The organism is Sulfuriroseicoccus oceanibius, from assembly GCF_010681825.2.
Lineage (GTDB): Bacteria > Verrucomicrobiota > Verrucomicrobiia > Verrucomicrobiales > SLCJ01 > Sulfuriroseicoccus > Sulfuriroseicoccus oceanibius.
Window position 1 is genome coordinate 2,728,829 of the sequence record NZ_CP066776.1, and the last position, 15,980, is coordinate 2,744,808.

18 protein-coding genes are annotated in these 15,980 nt (G+C 56.5%); 7 read left to right on the forward strand and 11 right to left on the reverse strand.

The genetic code is table 11. The features are described from left to right. Positions 1-93: 93 nt before the first annotated feature. The 8 genes from G3M56_RS11040 to G3M56_RS11075 all read right to left on the reverse strand — a co-directional run bounded on the left by G3M56_RS11040 (position 94) and on the right by G3M56_RS11075 (position 6,215). On the reverse strand, positions 94-444 hold the full coding sequence (locus G3M56_RS11040) for a hypothetical protein (protein ID WP_164365627.1): 351 nt from the start codon (positions 442-444) through the stop codon (positions 94-96). A 130-nt stretch (positions 445-574) separates the two neighbouring features. After that, positions 575-1,444 carry a hypothetical protein gene (locus G3M56_RS11045; protein ID WP_164365628.1) on the reverse strand — a complete coding sequence of 290 codons (870 nt, stop codon included), beginning with the start codon at positions 1,442-1,444 and terminating at the stop codon, positions 575-577. Between the two features lie 123 nt (positions 1,445-1,567). Beyond that, positions 1,568-2,149, reverse strand: coding sequence for a barstar family protein (locus tag G3M56_RS11050; protein WP_164365629.1), 582 nt, complete (start codon positions 2,147-2,149; stop codon positions 1,568-1,570). Positions 2,150-2,794: 645 nt separating this feature from the next. Continuing rightward, positions 2,795-3,316, reverse strand: a complete 522-nt coding sequence (locus G3M56_RS11055; protein WP_164365109.1) for a hypothetical protein — start codon at positions 3,314-3,316, stop codon at positions 2,795-2,797. 51 nt (positions 3,317-3,367) lie between these two features. Next, entirely contained in the window at positions 3,368-3,811 is a 444-nt protein-coding gene (locus G3M56_RS11060; protein ID WP_164365108.1) for a hypothetical protein, read from the reverse strand. A gap of 684 nt (positions 3,812-4,495) precedes the next feature. Beyond that, entirely contained in the window at positions 4,496-5,161 is a 666-nt protein-coding gene (locus G3M56_RS11065; RefSeq protein ID WP_164365107.1) for a tetratricopeptide repeat protein, read from the reverse strand. A 55-nt stretch (positions 5,162-5,216) separates the two neighbouring features. Further along, the gene (locus tag G3M56_RS11070) at positions 5,217-5,651 is read right to left on the reverse strand and encodes a hypothetical protein (protein ID WP_164365106.1); all 435 of its coding nucleotides are present in this window, start codon (positions 5,649-5,651) and stop codon (positions 5,217-5,219) included. Between the two features lie 129 nt (positions 5,652-5,780). Next, entirely contained in the window at positions 5,781-6,215 is a 435-nt protein-coding gene (locus tag G3M56_RS11075; RefSeq protein ID WP_164365105.1) for a hypothetical protein, read from the reverse strand. Positions 6,216-6,791: 576 nt separating this feature from the next. On the opposite strand from G3M56_RS11075, the gene G3M56_RS11080 reads away from it, so the two are divergent. From G3M56_RS11080 to G3M56_RS11100, 5 genes are all read left to right on the forward strand, one after another. Beyond that, positions 6,792-7,379, forward strand: coding sequence for a rhodanese-like domain-containing protein (locus G3M56_RS11080; RefSeq protein WP_235203400.1), 588 nt, complete (start codon positions 6,792-6,794; stop codon positions 7,377-7,379). A gap of 32 nt (positions 7,380-7,411) precedes the next feature. Continuing rightward, entirely contained in the window at positions 7,412-7,912 is a 501-nt protein-coding gene (locus G3M56_RS11085; RefSeq protein ID WP_164365104.1) for an iron-sulfur cluster assembly scaffold protein, read from the forward strand. Positions 7,913-7,958: 46 nt separating this feature from the next. Continuing rightward, a complete protein-coding gene (sufT, locus tag G3M56_RS11090) occupies positions 7,959-8,507 on the forward strand; it encodes a putative Fe-S cluster assembly protein SufT (RefSeq protein ID WP_164365103.1) in 549 nt (182 codons plus the stop codon). Between the two features lie 132 nt (positions 8,508-8,639). Next, positions 8,640-8,795, forward strand: a complete 156-nt coding sequence (locus tag G3M56_RS11095) for a small basic protein (RefSeq protein WP_164365102.1) — start codon at positions 8,640-8,642, stop codon at positions 8,793-8,795. 257 nt (positions 8,796-9,052) lie between these two features. Then, the gene (locus G3M56_RS11100) at positions 9,053-9,790 is read left to right on the forward strand and encodes a pseudouridine synthase (protein ID WP_164365101.1); all 738 of its coding nucleotides are present in this window, start codon (positions 9,053-9,055) and stop codon (positions 9,788-9,790) included. A gap of 359 nt (positions 9,791-10,149) precedes the next feature. Here the strand turns inward: G3M56_RS11100 and G3M56_RS11105 are convergent, their stop codons facing one another. Next, on the reverse strand, positions 10,150-11,829 hold the full coding sequence (locus G3M56_RS11105; protein WP_164365100.1) for a SpoIIE family protein phosphatase: 1,680 nt from the start codon (positions 11,827-11,829) through the stop codon (positions 10,150-10,152). A gap of 199 nt (positions 11,830-12,028) precedes the next feature. On the opposite strand from G3M56_RS11105, the gene G3M56_RS11110 reads away from it, so the two are divergent. Together G3M56_RS11110 and G3M56_RS11115 are read left to right on the forward strand one after the other, a co-directional pair. Further along, positions 12,029-12,859 carry a tetratricopeptide repeat protein gene (locus G3M56_RS11110; protein WP_164365099.1) on the forward strand — a complete coding sequence of 277 codons (831 nt, stop codon included), beginning with the start codon at positions 12,029-12,031 and terminating at the stop codon, positions 12,857-12,859. 381 nt (positions 12,860-13,240) lie between these two features. Further along, complete coding sequence (locus tag G3M56_RS11115; RefSeq protein ID WP_164365098.1) at positions 13,241-13,432, forward strand: hypothetical protein; 192 nt, start codon at positions 13,241-13,243, stop codon at positions 13,430-13,432. Positions 13,433-13,508: 76 nt separating this feature from the next. Here G3M56_RS11115 and G3M56_RS11120 read toward each other — a convergent pair whose 3' ends face one another. Both G3M56_RS11120 and G3M56_RS11125 read right to left on the reverse strand, forming a co-directional pair. Then, positions 13,509-15,362 (reverse strand): SulP family inorganic anion transporter, encoded by a 1,854-nt coding sequence (locus tag G3M56_RS11120; protein WP_164365097.1) that lies wholly within the window; start codon positions 15,360-15,362, stop codon positions 13,509-13,511. Between the two features lie 55 nt (positions 15,363-15,417). Further along, positions 15,418-15,906, reverse strand: coding sequence for an RNA pyrophosphohydrolase (locus G3M56_RS11125; protein WP_235203401.1), 489 nt, complete (start codon positions 15,904-15,906; stop codon positions 15,418-15,420). Positions 15,907-15,980 lie beyond the last annotated feature (74 nt).

The following is a 15,980-nucleotide window of genomic DNA, read 5'->3' on the forward strand; positions in this document are numbered from 1 at the left end:
CCGCGCCTGGCAACGATGAAAGCCTACAGATCTTGCGAACAACATCCAGCGTTATCGCGGTTGGCTGCGCCGACTTGTTCGGCTTGTAAGTTTTCAGGTGTGGGTGCTGCCCACAAAGGCAACCTTGTCGCTAGCATCAAACGCCACCAACAGAAATTGTGGGCCAAATCCATCAATGCAGTAAGCACGAATGCTGTGGCCCTTCATGACCTCCTCGGATAGCACCTCCGCAACCCAACCTGGCCGATCACTACCGGCGCTGAAATCATACATTGGGAGACCTAGAATCGAGTCAACTTCATCGACCGGCATTCCTGGCTCAATTAGTCTCCACGATTCGATCAGCCGTTCTCGAGTAGTCTCGTAGGGGTTGAAGTGCCAACCTCCAATCCATCCCAATGCTACGCAACAAATTGCCAGTAGAAGGGGAAGGGTAAGTTTCATTTTTTGCCGAACGTCGAAGTCCTCTCACACCTGCACGAGGGCGAGGCTTCGACAGTGGGTTGATGGTTGAATGATCATGACGGATTGAACTCGCAGCGGGGCAGGTGTTGAGAGCGACGCCTTGTTCGACTTATTGATTCGTGTTCATCAGGCGGAACCGAATGGAAAACTCCTCGCAAAACGCCCACAGGCCTCTCTCATCAGCTTCCAGCACCAACTTCACCGTAGAGGTGCCATCATGCCCCTGTTCTTTCAGGGCAGTCAGAATCTCGCTCGGATTGCTCTTAATTGATCGCTCAAGATCCACTACGGTCTTCGCGTGCCAGTCTGCCTGCATCAGCACATCGGAGCCAGTGCCGTCCGACATCATCCCTCCGCCAATTGACATGTAGATTGCTCCATCATCCATTTTGAGGGACGTATTCACGTGGGCGTCTCTGAGTAACTTAACATCCTCGCTCGTCGGATTATGGGCGATGTCGATCACACCCTTGAGCCGGTAGCGCTCGATAGTGTCTGGCCAGTTCTTGTGAATAATCTCTACGACCTCTCGATTCGACCAGTTCCCGTGTGGATAAACCTGAATCTCGTAAAGACTAGAGGTCGTCACAAGGGCGAATAATACTGGTCCAGTCCGCTCTGCGAATCCATCGCCCTCAATGCTGGTCCCCAAGTGCAAATGATACACTCCCCAATCGTTGAGCATGTCATCCTGCTTGCCAGCTTTCTTCAGTCCGCGGCTAAGATGTGGAGTAAGGTCATCACCCCCAACTATCTTCGCCTCTAGGTCTTCGAGTCCCGCCTGGAGTTCTGAAGGACATGAAAACTCTGCGGAGCGATGAACCGTTCGAGGGGCTGGTTGAATGCGGCGGCGAAGCGCATTAAAGTAGAGAATGGAGATGTCTTCATGTGTGGAATTGGCAGGGATCGTGTAGCCCAATTCCGCAAGGCGTCCGCGCAGGATCTCGATCCAGTCGTCATAGAAGTCCGCGTTTATCATTCTTGTCGAACGTCGAAGTCCTCTCACACCTGCCCGAGGGCGCGGCTTCGACTGCGGGTTGAGGGTTGAATGGTCATGACGGTTTGAACTCGCGGCGGGGTAGGTGTTGAGAGCGACGCCTTGTTAGCCCTTGTTTTTGCATCCGTGATCTATCGAGAGTTGTCGCCCCAACTCAAGTGAGTCTGTGAGCGAAGGCTTGCCGATCTCCGACCAGTAGCCATAGCGGGATGGATAGGAAATCGGATCGTCATGATACTCCCAGCGCTCGATGCGAACTTCATAGTTTTGGTCATCGCGAAGGGCGATCACGCCTCTGCGAAGGAAATCGTCTGAGAAAAGAATATCCTTGGTGACCAGCGTGGTAAACGAGGGAGTGGAAATGGTATCTGGAAGCTCCACTCGGCGACCACCAGTCTCAATAAACAGGCTTGGACGAGCATCGCCTGGCATCTCATGAGTCCATTCGTTCAGGCATCGCAGCAATTTGGCGGCATCGTCAGTCAGGGAGGCAGGGAAACCGTCCCAGTCCGTTAGCGTCACCTCTGAAACGTCGTCGAATGCCAGCTCCGTAATGCAGTCCCAGAATGCGTCCCAGTTCCGGCCATAGTAATCCGGAAACGCTAGCGCGTGCGCTAAACGCTCGTGGAGCTCCTCTTTCGATGAAACACCTTCGAGCTGAATTTTGACTGCTCGGGACACGGGCATTTTTCTTGGGCTAACGTAAAAGGCCAGACAACCGCGCCTAGCAATGATGGAAGCCTACAGATCTTGCGAACAACATCCAGCGTTATCGCGGTTGGCTGCGCCGACTTGTTCTGCTCTTCGATTCTTGGGCGGGTCTTGGTGAAGAACTCCCGCGACCACCTGTCCCGCAAAAAGCGAGATGATAGAGACGGGGGGAACCGCGATAATTCGATCAACAAGCAATAGCTCTATTCGAGTGAACGTCGCCCTGAGGATAATGGCTCTTAATCCATGCCCCAACCGGCGTGCGAGCAATTGGGGGGACTATTACGCAATTCCTCAAGACTGCCTTATGTCGGGTCAATCCTCTTAGCCGCCTTTTGGCTATGTCGTTTCGCTCGCTCCTCGGACTTGTATTTGCGCTTTTTGGCGTACTCAACGAGGTCAGGATTAGTCGAGTCAGATAAATCGTTCTTTGAGTTGTCTCTTGAGATCTGTCTGATGGTTTTGTGAATGCTGCGACTCATTTTCTTGCAGAACGTCGAAGGCCTCCTACACCTGCCCGAGGGCGCGGCTTCGACTGTGGGTTGAGGGTTGAATGGCCATGGAAAATTGAACTCGCGGCGGGGCAGGTGTTAGGAGCGCCGCCTTGTTGTGCTTCTTGATTTAGTAGGGAACGGCCTCGCCAGCAAGGAGTTCTCCGGTCTCAAAATCGAGTTCGAATGGTGTATCGGGGGTGACGTTCGACGTCAGCATCCAGGCTCGTCCCCGCAATCGACCGTCGATCAGTGAGTCAAACTCGATCCCATCCCATGAAATTCGTGGCGTCCGCCAAATCAGGTCAGCTCTCTCAAAACGGGCGACCCGCAGAGTGTCCGTCAAGGCATACGCACCACTCTCTCCAACGATCCACGAAACCGGAGCCCCCCAATTCTGAGGCAACTTCTCCTCGACGGCCTTCATCAAGGCATCTTGATCGATTCGAAGCTCGGGATACTCCGTCAAGACGATCTCAAGTAGCTTCCGTGCGTTATCTCCGTCGATCACGTCCCGCGAAACGGCGAGGTCGTATCCATCGACCCATCGGCCGTGGTTGAGTTCATCATCAACCAATAGCTGGATCATCTGCGGGAACTTCGATCCGAAGAACGATTCGAGCTGAACGCTGATGATATCGCGCTTCGTCATTTTCTGCACAACGTAAAAGGCCAGACAACCGCGCCTGGCAACTGTGAAAGCCTACAGATCTTGCGAACAACATCCAGCGTTATCGCGGTTGGCTGCGCCGACTTGTTCTGCCTTTAGGTTCCAACTAGGGTAGACAGTGCTGAGATCTTCTGGAAGCCAACCAGACTTGGAGAAAAGCTGCTTGCGGCCATCCCATGCGCCGTGCCAAATCCAGGTTTTGCCGTCCGAATCAAACTTCTCTCCGGTCTTTGCTCCCGTTCTGATCTTGCCGTTGATCACGAGCTCCCCATGAAGCCCTTCGGACCTAGTGCCTTTGGAGATATACCACATTCTCCATTCCCAAAGCTTGCCTGTGCTATGAAGGTGGGGAGTATTCCGGTCAATCACATGCTTGGATCCACCGTCGTAAGACTTGGGTGGATTGTCTCCATCTGCCGCCAATAGGCCGTATGGCGCAATCATCGCGAGAAGGATCAACTGAAGCAGCTTCTTCATTTTCGGCAGAACGTAAAAGGCCAGACAACCGCGCCTGGCAATAGGGGAGAGCCTACAGATCTTGCGGACAACATCCAGCGTTATCACGGTTGGCTGCGCCGTCTTGTTGTGTAATTGAAGTTCCATTGCCATGTTCGACCAAACCCTGAAGAACGTGCTTCGACTTCTCGGTTCGATGTCAATGGTTGTTGCTGAGTGGGACCTGCCTACACAGTCTCGTTGTGCGACTTCCTCTCTCGTAGGCGATCGTATATTCGTTCAAGTCGCGGCAAGAACACGATCAAAACAACCGGGCCTATGAAGGCAAAGTTCACCCCTTCCGGAGCAGGGACAAGAGCGCGAACACTCCAGATCGACGCACCCAGTAAAAGAAGGAACAGGGTCGTCTTAACCCAATCAAACTTCGATTGGTTGAACCAAGAGAAAACAAAAGCGGCTGGCATTAGGAATAGAGGGCTGAAGAGTGTTGGAGTAGCGAGCCACTGGGCTACTCCAAATCCTAAGGAAGCGCAAACCATCACGATGAAGGAGGCACCAATGAACTTCGCAAAAGATTTCATTTTCTACACAACGTCGAAGTCCACCTACGCCTGATCGAGGGCGCGGCTTCGACTGTGGGTTGATGGTTGAATGGTCATGACGGTTTGAACTCGCGGCGGGTCAGGCGTTAGGTGCGACGCCTTGTTAGCCCTTGTGGAGGTCGGCCATGTTTTTTGGTTGCGGTCTCACACCGGAGATAACGTCGTCTACAATGTTTCGGACCGCTTGTGAGATCTGATCATTAGGTGCCATCTGGAGTGACCGATCGACGGCCTCCTTAGCTTCTACGTTCTTACCACTAATGAGCAATGCTAGTGCGAGGTTGGCATAGAGCCCAGCATCATCCGGCGTCAGCGTAATTGCATGCTCTGTGGCGCGAACTGCTTCTGCGCCAAGTCCCAGATCTAGACAGGTTGACGCATACTCTCGCGCGACGTCTGGATTCTCCTTCTGAATGTCGAATGAGGCCTTGAACTCAGCGTTGGCGGCCTGAGGGTCGCCCAGAACTTGGTATCCCTTGCCCTTGATCCAGTAAGCTGCCCAGTTCCCTGGATTGTATGCTGTTACGGCATCCAAATCCGCAATGCCTCGTGTAACCTGCTCTATCAACTTCTTGGTAACTTTCGGATCGCGGTTAAGGAGCTGCATATGAGGAGAGATCAACTGGCTTCCTCGTTCGTAAATTGCATTGTGATCATCGTCGTTAGTCACGACGACAGCAACAGGCTCGGCGTGTTGCTCAGCGGCTTCCTCGTTCTTGCAGCCGAATAGTGTTGAGAAGAGTCCCATGATGATGAGTGCGCGGAGCATTTTTCTTGGGCTAACGTAAAAGGCCAGACAACCGCGCCTGGCAATAGGGGATAGCCTACAGGTCTTGCGAACAACATCCAGCGTTATCGCGGTTGGCTGCGCCGCCTTGTTGGGCTTGTTTTTCCGGTGAACGGGAAACAGTCTGATTGTGATTCAGTAAGCCACTGCCTTCGAGTAGCTCATCTTCGAGTTCCGCTCTGCAACTCTCTGCTCGGTAATACATTATGACAGATAGGGCTAAGCCTGCGACGGAAGCTCCGAACATAATGGTATCCATCATTCTGCTCTCCATCACGTGTGGTAATGCGCTTGAGTGGCTTGCGTATAGGGTCGTGTACGCGTTTATGGCGAACATCAAGAAGCACGGCAGCAACAGAACTTTCTTCTTATGGTCGATTCGAACGATTTCGAGATCTGATTTATCTGCATGTCCAGCCAGTCGGTAAAGCCTCCGAACTCTCTTGAGGTATCGTGCGTTCTTCGGCTTCATGGTTCTTTGCCCAACGTAAAAGGCCAGACAACCGCGCCTGGCAACGATGAAAGCCTACAGATCTTGCGAACAACATCCAGCGTTATCGCGGTTGGCTGCGCCGACTTGTTGTGCTTGCTGATTCCTGACTTAGCTATCGAAGCTCTCGGGCATTGGGTGCCTGCTGCTAATAGGGGAATCATCATAAAAATCGATGATGATCGAGCGTCGCCCCGGAACTGTTTCCGAGGCTTCGATATTGATCGGATTCCGGTCGAGAGTAAACGAGATGCGCTCTGGAATGGACGTGTCTCCGTGCTTGCGAGGTCTGTCATACTGACGGGCGCGATCGAAGTAGCCAACCGCAACTTCAACGAACTCTTCTGTAAGGTTGCCAGCAGAGTCTTGAATGGTGAGGATGGCTTTGGCGGTGCTGTCTAGATCGACTCGAATATTCCAGCGTTCGTGATCGACATCAGCTTCGATAGCTAGGAAGCCCGGTTGGTCGCTGACTCTGACTACAGGACATTCGGAGGTGGTACCCAGCAACGCGTTGACCCTTGATCGTAGGACTCCTGAAGTCATGGATATTTGGCACAACAGTATTAGTTTACGCCCACGGGCTCAATATCGGGTGAGCTTGGGGCGGGTGGTTCTTGGGAGGGAGTGTGGGCGGCAGGGCTGATGGAGTCAAGGGGTGTGGCGCGCTTGATGTCAATTTTCAAGTGTTAGAAAATACTTCATATCGATTGACCATCCGGACAGGTATCGGATCTGATATCGCGGTGGAATGATGAAGGGGTTGAGCAACCACGCTTCAGGCGGGGTTTGACTCTAACCCTGAATTTGCTCACGCCCCCGCCTTCACTGTGGTGGGAAAATGAGTTTAACAAACCCGTCAAGGTTAATCAGGGCCAAGTGACGGCCCCAACAAGAGGTAACCCGGGGCGTGAGTTCACCGGACTGGGAGTGGAGAGGTTCCCTCCTAAAGCAAAGCAAATCGCTGGGCGGCGATCCACTTGCCCCCCTCCCCCACGAGAAAGAAACAAAAGTGAGGAGAATAATCCGGCGGGCAGCGGCATCTGGGGGTGGGCGCGATCGGTTGACCTCGGCGCGGTCACCTCTACCTTGTGCCACGGCCAACCCGCCTGATCCACCACCATGAGCGAATCCAAAGACCAACCCACCCACAGCGAAGACCTGCCGCCCCTTCACGGCGGTATGACGATGACCGAGGTTTTGTCGGCGTTCCCCGGAGCACAGCGCGCGCTTTTTGCCGCGTTTCACATTGGCGGCTGCCAGGCCTGCGGGTTCCAGCCGGGTGAGACTTTGGCACAGGTGTGCGATCGCAATGAGGACGTGACGCTCGACGAGGCGATCAAAACCATCGTCGAGAACCATCAGAGCGATGTCTCGTTGTCGATTTCCCCTCAGGAACTTCAGACAGCGCTGGCCGGTGATGACGCTCCGTCGCTCGTCGACATCCGCACGCACGAGGAATTCGACGCCGTGAAGATCGAGGGCGCGCTTTTCTTTTCCGAGAACCTGCAGCAGGAGATTTTCGGAACATGGCCTAAAGAGTCGCCGATTGTAGTGTATGATCATACCGGCAACCGCGCACTGGACGCCGCAGCCTATTTCATCGGCCACGGGTTTTCCAACACGCGGGCACTGACCGGCGGCATCGACGCCTGGGCCAAAGAGGTCGACAAGAACATCCCACGCTACAAGCTCGAGTTCGACGCCTAAGCCCCCCACCCCACAATAATTTCAGATCAGATATGGACGAAAAGAAGCTCAACGACGCCATCGCCAACCCACAAAACCTGGGCGAGATGGCCGATGCCGACAGTGTGGGCACCGTGGGATCGCCGGACTGCGGCGACATGGTGCGCATGTGGCTCAAGTTCAAAGAAGAAGACGGACGCAAGGTGATCGACCGCGCGTCGTTCCAGTCATTTGGCTGCCAGACGGCCATTGCTGTGGCCTCGATGGCGACTGAAATGCTCAAGGGAAAAACCGTCGATGAAGCACGCCAGCTCAAGGCCGAAGAAATGACCGGCGACATCGGAGCGCTGCCACCGATGAAAATTCACTGTGGCCAGCTGGTGGAAGGCGCATTGAAAAGCGCTCTCGACAACGACGGCACCGAAGCCCCGGCACCAGCGCCGGAATCACCGGCCACCAACGCCCCCACACTGGCCGACAGCTTGCGCAGCCAACCCGCAACCGGAAAAGGCAAAATTCGCATTGTCAAACTGACCGACGACAACGATCAATAATCCAACTCAGGAGCCCGAAACTCCATCAATCCAACCAATTTACGCTATGCAACACGGAGAAGTCGAAATCAGCCGCGAAGTCGAAGCTATTCAGATCCCAAGCGGTGAGCGCATCACGCTTCCTGCCGGATTGAACGTGATCATCACCCAGTCGCTCGGCGGCACCTACACCGTCGCCACCACGCAGGGACTCGCCCGCATTTCCGAAAAAGATGCCGATGCACTCGGGATCGACCCGAACGCCGCCAACGAAGCCGCGGAAGCCGCTGCAGACCTCGATCCTGACGATCTGGTCGGCCACGTCTGGGCCCAGCTCAAAAATGTCTACGACCCGGAAATCCCGGTCAACATCGTCGACCTCGGCTTGGTCTACGACTGCTTCATCGATGAAGAAGGCGACAAAAAGACCGCAATGGTCAAGATGACCCTAACCGCTCCGGGATGTGGCATGGGCCCGACCATCGCTGCCGACGCACAGAGCCGCATCATGACCATCAACGGCATCGAAGACGCCCATGTCGACCTCGTTTGGGAGCCAGCCTGGAACCAGGACATGATCTCCGAAGAAGGAAAAATGAAGCTCGGCATGATCTAAGTGCCACTTGCAGAGGGGAATGATTCCGATCCGTGAAACATTCCCCTTGCAATCCACCAATTCCTCAATAACTTCCCCGCTCCCGTGCCGCTTAATTTCGGCACACCGACCAACCACACAAATTTTCCTGTCATGTCCCAGCACCCAAGCCTCAAGTCGTCGAAAACCGTCGGAGCCAAGCGCAACGTTCTCAAGCGTTTCGAGCGTATCAAGGTTCTCAAAGAGCGTGGCAAGTGGGAAGAAGGCAAAGGCCTCACCGGTCTGCCTAAGACCCAGCCAGAAGCCTAACCCGGCTTTTCCCGACATTCTCTAGGCGACGAGTCTGGGTGATGAAAATTGAGCACATCGCGGCAATCAACACCGCCCGCTCATTCATCACCACGCTCGCCCCGTCGAAGAATCTCTGGCAGCCCCACACACAACGGGGCCGCCATCGACACCTCCTTCCTGCCGCGCGCGACGGGAAGGAATTTTTTTCTCTACGCCCAACGACCGCTTGAGCGAAGAGCCACCAGCGCACACCCGACCCTTTTCCACCCGCGACCATGACCAACGAAGCAAAATCATCCGACGGCACCCGCCTCAACCGATATTTGGCGTCGTGCGGACTGGGCTCCCGCCGCTCCTGTGAGGAACTCATCACCAGCGGCCGCGTGGCAATCAACGACCTCCAGGTCAAAGGCCTCGGACAACGCGTCCTGCCAAGCGATACCGTCACCGTCGACGGCGCACTGGTCACCCCTGAGCGCGAGATGACCCTCGCCCTGCACAAGCCGACCAAGTGCGTCACCACCAGGAACGACCCACAACAGCGCCAAACCGTCTACGACCTGCTGCCAAAAGAGTACCGCAACCTCCACCACGTCGGTCGCCTCGACCGCGAATCGGAAGGCTTGCTCATCCTCACCAACAGCGGCGACCTGGCTCAAAAGCTGACCCACCCATCGACCAAGGTCGAGAAGGAGTACCTGGTGCAAACCGACCGCGTGTTCGACATGCGCGACCGCAGCGCCTTCATCAAGGGCATCGAGCTCGAAGAAGGCATCGGCAAAGCAGTCGCTGTCCAGGCATTGGCTCCGCGACTGGTCCGCGTGGTCCTGCAGCAGGGAATGAAGCGTCAGATCCGCCTGATGTTCGCCGCCAAAGGGTACGCCGTAAAACGACTGATCCGCACCCGCGTGGGATCCTACGAACTCGGCAACATCAAAGCCGGCAAATGGCGCCGCCTCACCGAGCAGGATATCCGCCAACTCCAGACCAACCCGACCGGGCGCCCGGAGTAAAGCGATCCCTCAGTTGGCGCCATCGACACCAAAGCTCATCTTTCCAATGCCCGCACCACCTTAGTGCGGGCATTTTTTGGATACGGCCGCACACCACGTCGCCCCGATCTTCTTTATCTTTATCCTCTTCCTTATCCAAATCCCCGCGGCCGATAAAGATCCCGATAAAGATCCCGATAAAGATCCCGATAAAGATCCCGATAAAGATCCCGATAAAGATCCCGATAAAGATCCCGATAAGGATAAAGATAAGGACTCCCTCCCTCCTCGATTCGGAATGCGATGGCGCCCCCCCACCAGGCACGCGCAGCGCTGGAGGGACGGCATTCCTGCCGTCGGTGCGGCTCCGCGGCTTCCTCCTAGGCTCCGCCCTGCATGTGATCGGGCATTTCCTCCAACTCTTCGACCCTCAAGCCAACGAGGCAGACATCGTCATCGAATGCCCGGCCATTGGAGAAACGCCGAGCATCAGCCAACACGCCATCGAGCAAATCACCGAGATCGGCATCCAGGTTCGACGACATCGACCGGCACAGATTCTCCTCGTCCCAGCAGTTACCTTCGTTGTCCTCGACTTCGATAATTCCGTCAGTGAACACCAAACCGGTCCACCCATTGGTCAGCTTCACTGAGTTACGCGGATACTGGATTCCATTGATCAATCCCAGCGCAGGTCCAACGTTGGCGGTGCTATCGACCATATTGTCGACCTGACCATCCTCGTCATTGAGGTTGCCGGCAATCGGAGATGGATGCCCCGCGAGCGAAACCGCCATGCGCATTTTGTTCAAATCGAGCACCATGTACGCCGCGGTAGCGAACATCGTCACCTCGGACTCACGCAAGATCGCGCCGAGCCCCTCGTTCATCGCGCGCAGGAAACCACTGGCACTGCGGGCCTTGTTCCCCTGGCGCTCAAGCATGCCACGCAACATCGAAACCACCAGCGCCGAGCGCACCCCGTGCCCCATCACATCGCCGACCACCACACCGATCACCCCTTTGTCGATCTCGATCACCTCGAAGAAATCCCCCGCCAATCCGAATGATGGCAGGTGGCGGTAATCAATGGTGAGGCGCACACAGCGACCATCTGCGGTCTCAATGCACATCACTTGGTTTTCCTTCGGCAGCAGTGCCGACTGAATCTCACGTGCCAGTTGGATCTCCTCCTCGATCAAGTTGTTCCGCGCCTGCAATGCCTTGGTCAGCCTCGCCGACTCCCGCTGCGCCAACACCATCTCCGTGACATCCGACGAAATCCCGAACGTCCCTTTGACGCCTCCCTTGATATCGATCCACGGCATTTTGGTGGTCATCACCCAGCGGGACTCGCCGTCGCCCATCTGGGCCTCTTCGATCAATCCTACCAATGGCTCGCGCGTTTCCATCACTCGCTGTTCATCAGCCACCCGACGATCGGCATCCGGCGCAGGCTCGTAGTCGTGATCCGACTTCCCCTGCATTTCCTGCGGGTCGGCCTCCTCGAACCAGCGCGCCATCGTCGCATTGACCATCTCAAACTTGGAGTCGCGGTCCTTGAAATAGATACTCAGCGGCAGGTTGTCGATCAATTGGCGGAACAACAACCGCTCACTCTGCAATTTGGCCTCGGCATCCTTGCGCTTGGTGATGTCGATCATCGATCCCGCCATCCGCACAACGACCCCACCGGCGTCGCGCACAGGCACCCCGCGGATCCGCATCCAGCGCCACCCCACGCGATCGCCACACCAGAGGCGGCAGTTCACCGCAAATACATCCATCGAGTGGTCGTTCACCACTTCATCGATCGCCGATTGGAACGCATCACGGTCCTCCGGGTGGATGTACTCACCTCCCTGCGAGAACAAATGCGGCAACGGATCACCCGGCGCTACTCCCAGGAACTGAAGGATACTATGGGAGTAATACACCTCGCCATCGGCGATGTCCCACTCCCAGATCCCCTCATTAGAGGCCTTCAATGCAAGGTCGATCAGGTCCGGAGACGGATGTCCCTCGGCGACATATACGCGTTTTTCGGGGGGGGTTAGCATGTAGGAAAATGGGCTTTCATTCATAACGACAGCTCACGGGCTCTGTCACCCAAAAACTCGCGCAATTGACGCAATCGCCGCCACGCCTCCAAGTGCTGCCGATTTCGGTAAGCTACGCCTTGCACAGCTGCTCGAACTCGCTTAATCAATCAGCTGCAAACACCTCGATTCGTACGAATTTCCCGAACTCGACCAACGCATGAGCACCCAGAACCAACTCCCATCCGACACACCGATCGGCTCGTCGCTCGACGAAATCGCCGCCCGCAAGCCAGCCGGTGACCAACATTCCCGCCGACTCATCACCGGAACCATCATCGCTTTGGTGTTCGGTATCGGCATCTCGGTGATCTTCGTGATCAAGAACCAAAAGGCAAAGGCCGCTGCGGAAGCCTTCGGTAGCGCATCCACCAACGAAGAACTTCAAGCAGTGGTGGACAACCACCCGGGCTCGGCCGCCGCAGGCAGCGCGCTAATTGCTCTCGCCGCCAACCTGGCCGAGGACGGCAAACCAGCCGAAGCCATCTCGACGCTCGACACCTTCATCGCCGACTTCCAGACCCACGCTCTGGTGCCTCAGGCCCTGATCTCCAAAGCCACCATCCAGGCGGCTCAAAACGAGACCGACGCTGCGATCGCCACTCTCGATACATTCGACGCCAACCACGGCACCTCCGCTCTCGCCCCTCTCGCATCGCTCACACGTGGCGACATCCTCAAAGGCGCCGGCAAACTGGAAGAAGCAAAAGCAGTCTACGACCTCATCCCAAGCGACAGCCTGATCGCCGGCCAGCGCGACGAGCGCCTGCGCTTCCTTAACTTCACCCCACCGGTGGAAGTCGAGCCAGCCCCAGAGCCAGTCGAGGAAGAGGCCACTCCTGCGGTTGAAGCCACTCCTGCGTTTGAAGCCGCTCCTGCAACCGACGCCGCTCCTGCGGAAGAAGCTGCAGTGGAAGAGACCACCGAAGAAGTCGTCGAAGAAACCGCTGAGCCTGCGGCAGAAGAAGCTGCAGCCACACCTGTGGAATAACGACACCATTCCTTTCCCTCTCACGGCCGACGCTGGACACCCGTCCTCGTCGGCCGTTTTTTTGTAGCCGCCACAGATGGGGGAGGATCGTCACAAATGCATTTTGAATGCACAATCCACCCTCGCCACTCCTAATCCAGGTGGAAGGAACCACAGCCAGCGCGCCCTGACCACGACGGTGGGGACACCGTCACTCCATGCCTCCGCCGCGCCGATCGATCACCAAGCCCACCTCGTCGCAGCCATACCCGTCGCAGCCTCCCCGTCGCGAAGCGACGCCTTACCAGCTAGCCGGAGGTTTCAACCTCCGGTGGAATCCCCCACATCAAATTCGTCCCGAAGGGACGGCTTACCGCCACAGATGGGAACTGATTCCCGCAGATGCGCTTGAGGACGACATTCATCTCGCACCTAAACACCAGCGCATCCCGCAATCTGTGGAACCAACCACGACCAGCGCCCTACTACGACGGTGGGGACACCGTCACTCCATGCCTCCGCCGCGAGCTCTACACGGAGCACGGCACCGAGGGTACCTACCTCACCGTCGCGAAGCGACGCCTTACCAGCTAGCCGGAGGTTTCAACCTCTGGGAAATCCCCCCTCATCAGATTCGTCCCGAAGGGACGGCCTACCGCCCCCTCCACACCTAGCTCGGCTCGTTGCGCTCCTTGTTTCGGTCAACGTAAATCTGAATATCGGCCTCAGCCGTACCGAGGAGCTCCTGGGCGCGCATCAGCGCATTTCGCGTCGAGATATTCGGGTTCTCCGGTGACATCAGGAAAATATTATCGCGCCCGACCACATCGATCATCCCGGAGTTTTTCAACACCGCATAGATCGACTTGGTGATGCCACTGATGACTAGGTGGCGCTCACGCTTGTTCACCTCCCGCACCAGATCCGCCAGGGCCATGACGCTGGTCGCATCCAGATTACGCGCATTGCGCAGCCGCAGAATGATCACTTTCAGGTTCTCGTCGGCAAGCGTGCGTTGGATCTGACTGCGGAACAAATCCGCCGCACCGAAAAACAAATCCCCTTCGACGTGAACAATCGAGATCGCTGGAATGTTGCGCTTGCTCGATTCGGCCAAATTCCCGTCGTCGGTGAAGCCATACTCCACCAAATCCGGACGGGCCGCCTTGCGCAGGTAAAGCATCACCGAAGTCGTCACGCCGACGAAGATCGCCACGTGCAACGGCATCACCAGCGTGGCGCCGAATGTCACAATCAACGACGTGGCGTCCGATTTGGTAGCCCCCAGACAGATGCGGATGTTTTTCCGGTTGATCAACGAAACCGCCACCGCGATCACCAAGCCTGCCAACACGGCCTTCGGGATGTACGCGACCATCTGGGAAAGAGCCACAGCCCCCAGCAAGCACAACATTCCGCTGAACGCAGCGGACAATGCTGTGCGGGCGCCACTTTCAAAGTTCAATGCCGAGCGGGTGAGCGATGCGGACGATGGCATGCCGCCACCAAGAGAGCAGGCAATATTTGCCACTCCGAGCCCATAGAGGTCCTGGTTGGCATCCACCCGGTCACCACTGCGACTGGCCATGCTCTTCGCCATCAAGCCCCCCTCGAGCGAGGCCAAGAACGCCACCGCCAAGGCCAATCCAAACAACGCCCCCATCTCCTGAAACACATCGCCAGAGGCAAAATGAAATGGCGAACTCGGAACCAAGTCCGCCGGAGTGAACGCCTCATAACGTGCCAACTCCGGACCAAAACCCAGTCCATCCACCGTCGCTAGGGCACTGGCACAGAGACAGCCCAACACCAAGGTAATCGCAAACACCGGCAACCGCCGCCACTTCTGCTGCAGCAACAAGTAGACGATAATCGTTCCCACACCCAGCGACACCGCCGCCCACGACGCATTGGGCACCTGTTCAACCAAGCGCCAAACCATACCAAACAAAGAACGCGGCGTATCCGTGGCGGCATCCCCCCCTTCGGGCACCATCTGCACGCCGAGCACATGCTTCACCTGACCGACCATGATCAGAATAGCAGCGCCGGAGAGATAGCCCACGATCACACTGCGGCTGATGTATTGACCGAGGTCAGCCGCACGTAAAAACGCCCCCAGAATCAGCACCACCCCGATCATCAACGATAGCAACGGGATCAGCGAGTTGATCTGGTCGAGCTTCCCCGGATAGGTCACGAAGAAACTGTAGATCATGAACGCCGTCGCGTTGGACGGCCCGAGCATCGTAAAACGAGCGCTCGAGAAAAAGGTCCCAAAGACCGCGGCAATCGCCGTAGCCATGATCCCGAAAACGATATCCACTCCCGCCACCGCCGCGTACGCCATTCCCTGAGGCAACCCCAACAACGCCACGTTAAGCCCGGCTCCAAAGTCTGCCTTCAAGGCGCCGCGCGAATACCCTTTGAACGCTCCTAGCGAGGGCCACATCCGGATCGTGCTCGATCCGAAAAACTCCTGCCAGGCGCGCTTGATCGTGCTGCGGACACCCTTGCTCAACATTCCTACCAGCTTGGATGAGCCCCTCGGTTCAATCAAGCGGCGATTCCCACTCTAGTTATGGAAACTCGACACCGAAGAAGTCCTTCAGCACCGCACGGTAGACGCCGTGCTTGAACTCAGGCAGCCACTCGAGCTCGAAATCCCGTGGGTCGATCCACTGGAACGAGCGGAACTCAGGATGGCGCGTACGCAGGTTGATGTCGCGGTCACTGCCGAGGAAACGGCAAAGGAAATAGGTTTGCTCCTGGCCGATATTCGAGCCAAAGCGGCGCATGCTCGCAGGAAACTCATAACGGTACCCCTCTTTGCGGTCCAGCACGTGCACCAGATGAGGTGGGGTCCCGATTTCTTCCCGCAGTTCACGGAACAACGCCTCGTCCGGCGTCTCCCCACGATCAATTCCGCCCTGTGGAAACTGCCAAGAATTCGCATGCCGAATGCGCTCGGCAATCAACACTTTGTCGTCGTTGTTCAGTAGCAGCGCAGCCACATTCGGGCGGTATTTCTTTTCCGTATTCACTTTATCCATGCTGCTTGCGCTCATCTCCTCGGGGTCAAGGTCACGCAATCGACCTACCCCTTGCAACGAAAATCGCGAAGAAATCTCATCTCCCTAGC

Bases quoted from the DNA above. Each gene is read 5' to 3' on its own strand.
- G3M56_RS11095 (WP_164365102.1), top strand. From the start codon at position 8,640: ATGTCCCAGCACCCAAGCCTCAAGTCGTCGAAAACCGTCGGAGCCAAG.
- G3M56_RS11115 (WP_164365098.1), top strand. From the start codon at position 13,241: ATGCGCTTGAGGACGACATTCATCTCGCACCTAAACACCAGCGCATCC.
- G3M56_RS11045 (WP_164365628.1), bottom strand. From the start codon at position 1,444: ATGATAAACGCGGACTTCTATGACGACTGGATCGAGATCCTGCGCGGA.
- G3M56_RS11105 (WP_164365100.1), bottom strand. From the start codon at position 11,829: ATGCTAACCCCCCCCGAAAAACGCGTATATGTCGCCGAGGGACATCCG.
- G3M56_RS11080 (WP_235203400.1), top strand. From the start codon at position 6,792: ATGAGCGAATCCAAAGACCAACCCACCCACAGCGAAGACCTGCCGCCC.
- G3M56_RS11085 (WP_164365104.1), top strand. From the start codon at position 7,412: ATGGACGAAAAGAAGCTCAACGACGCCATCGCCAACCCACAAAACCTG.
- G3M56_RS11100 (WP_164365101.1), top strand. From the start codon at position 9,053: ATGACCAACGAAGCAAAATCATCCGACGGCACCCGCCTCAACCGATAT.
- G3M56_RS11055 (WP_164365109.1), bottom strand. From the start codon at position 3,316: ATGACGAAGCGCGATATCATCAGCGTTCAGCTCGAATCGTTCTTCGGA.
- sufT (WP_164365103.1), top strand. From the start codon at position 7,959: ATGCAACACGGAGAAGTCGAAATCAGCCGCGAAGTCGAAGCTATTCAG.
- G3M56_RS11060 (WP_164365108.1), bottom strand. From the start codon at position 3,811: ATGAAGAAGCTGCTTCAGTTGATCCTTCTCGCGATGATTGCGCCATAC.
- G3M56_RS11125 (WP_235203401.1), bottom strand. From the start codon at position 15,906: ATGAGCGCAAGCAGCATGGATAAAGTGAATACGGAAAAGAAATACCGC.
- G3M56_RS11110 (WP_164365099.1), top strand. From the start codon at position 12,029: ATGAGCACCCAGAACCAACTCCCATCCGACACACCGATCGGCTCGTCG.
- G3M56_RS11040 (WP_164365627.1), bottom strand. From the start codon at position 444: ATGAAACTTACCCTTCCCCTTCTACTGGCAATTTGTTGCGTAGCATTG.
- G3M56_RS11065 (WP_164365107.1), bottom strand. From the start codon at position 5,161: ATGCTCCGCGCACTCATCATCATGGGACTCTTCTCAACACTATTCGGC.
- G3M56_RS11050 (WP_164365629.1), bottom strand. From the start codon at position 2,149: ATGCCCGTGTCCCGAGCAGTCAAAATTCAGCTCGAAGGTGTTTCATCG.
- G3M56_RS11075 (WP_164365105.1), bottom strand. From the start codon at position 6,215: ATGACTTCAGGAGTCCTACGATCAAGGGTCAACGCGTTGCTGGGTACC.
- G3M56_RS11070 (WP_164365106.1), bottom strand. From the start codon at position 5,651: ATGAAGCCGAAGAACGCACGATACCTCAAGAGAGTTCGGAGGCTTTAC.
- G3M56_RS11120 (WP_164365097.1), bottom strand. From the start codon at position 15,362: ATGTTGAGCAAGGGTGTCCGCAGCACGATCAAGCGCGCCTGGCAGGAG.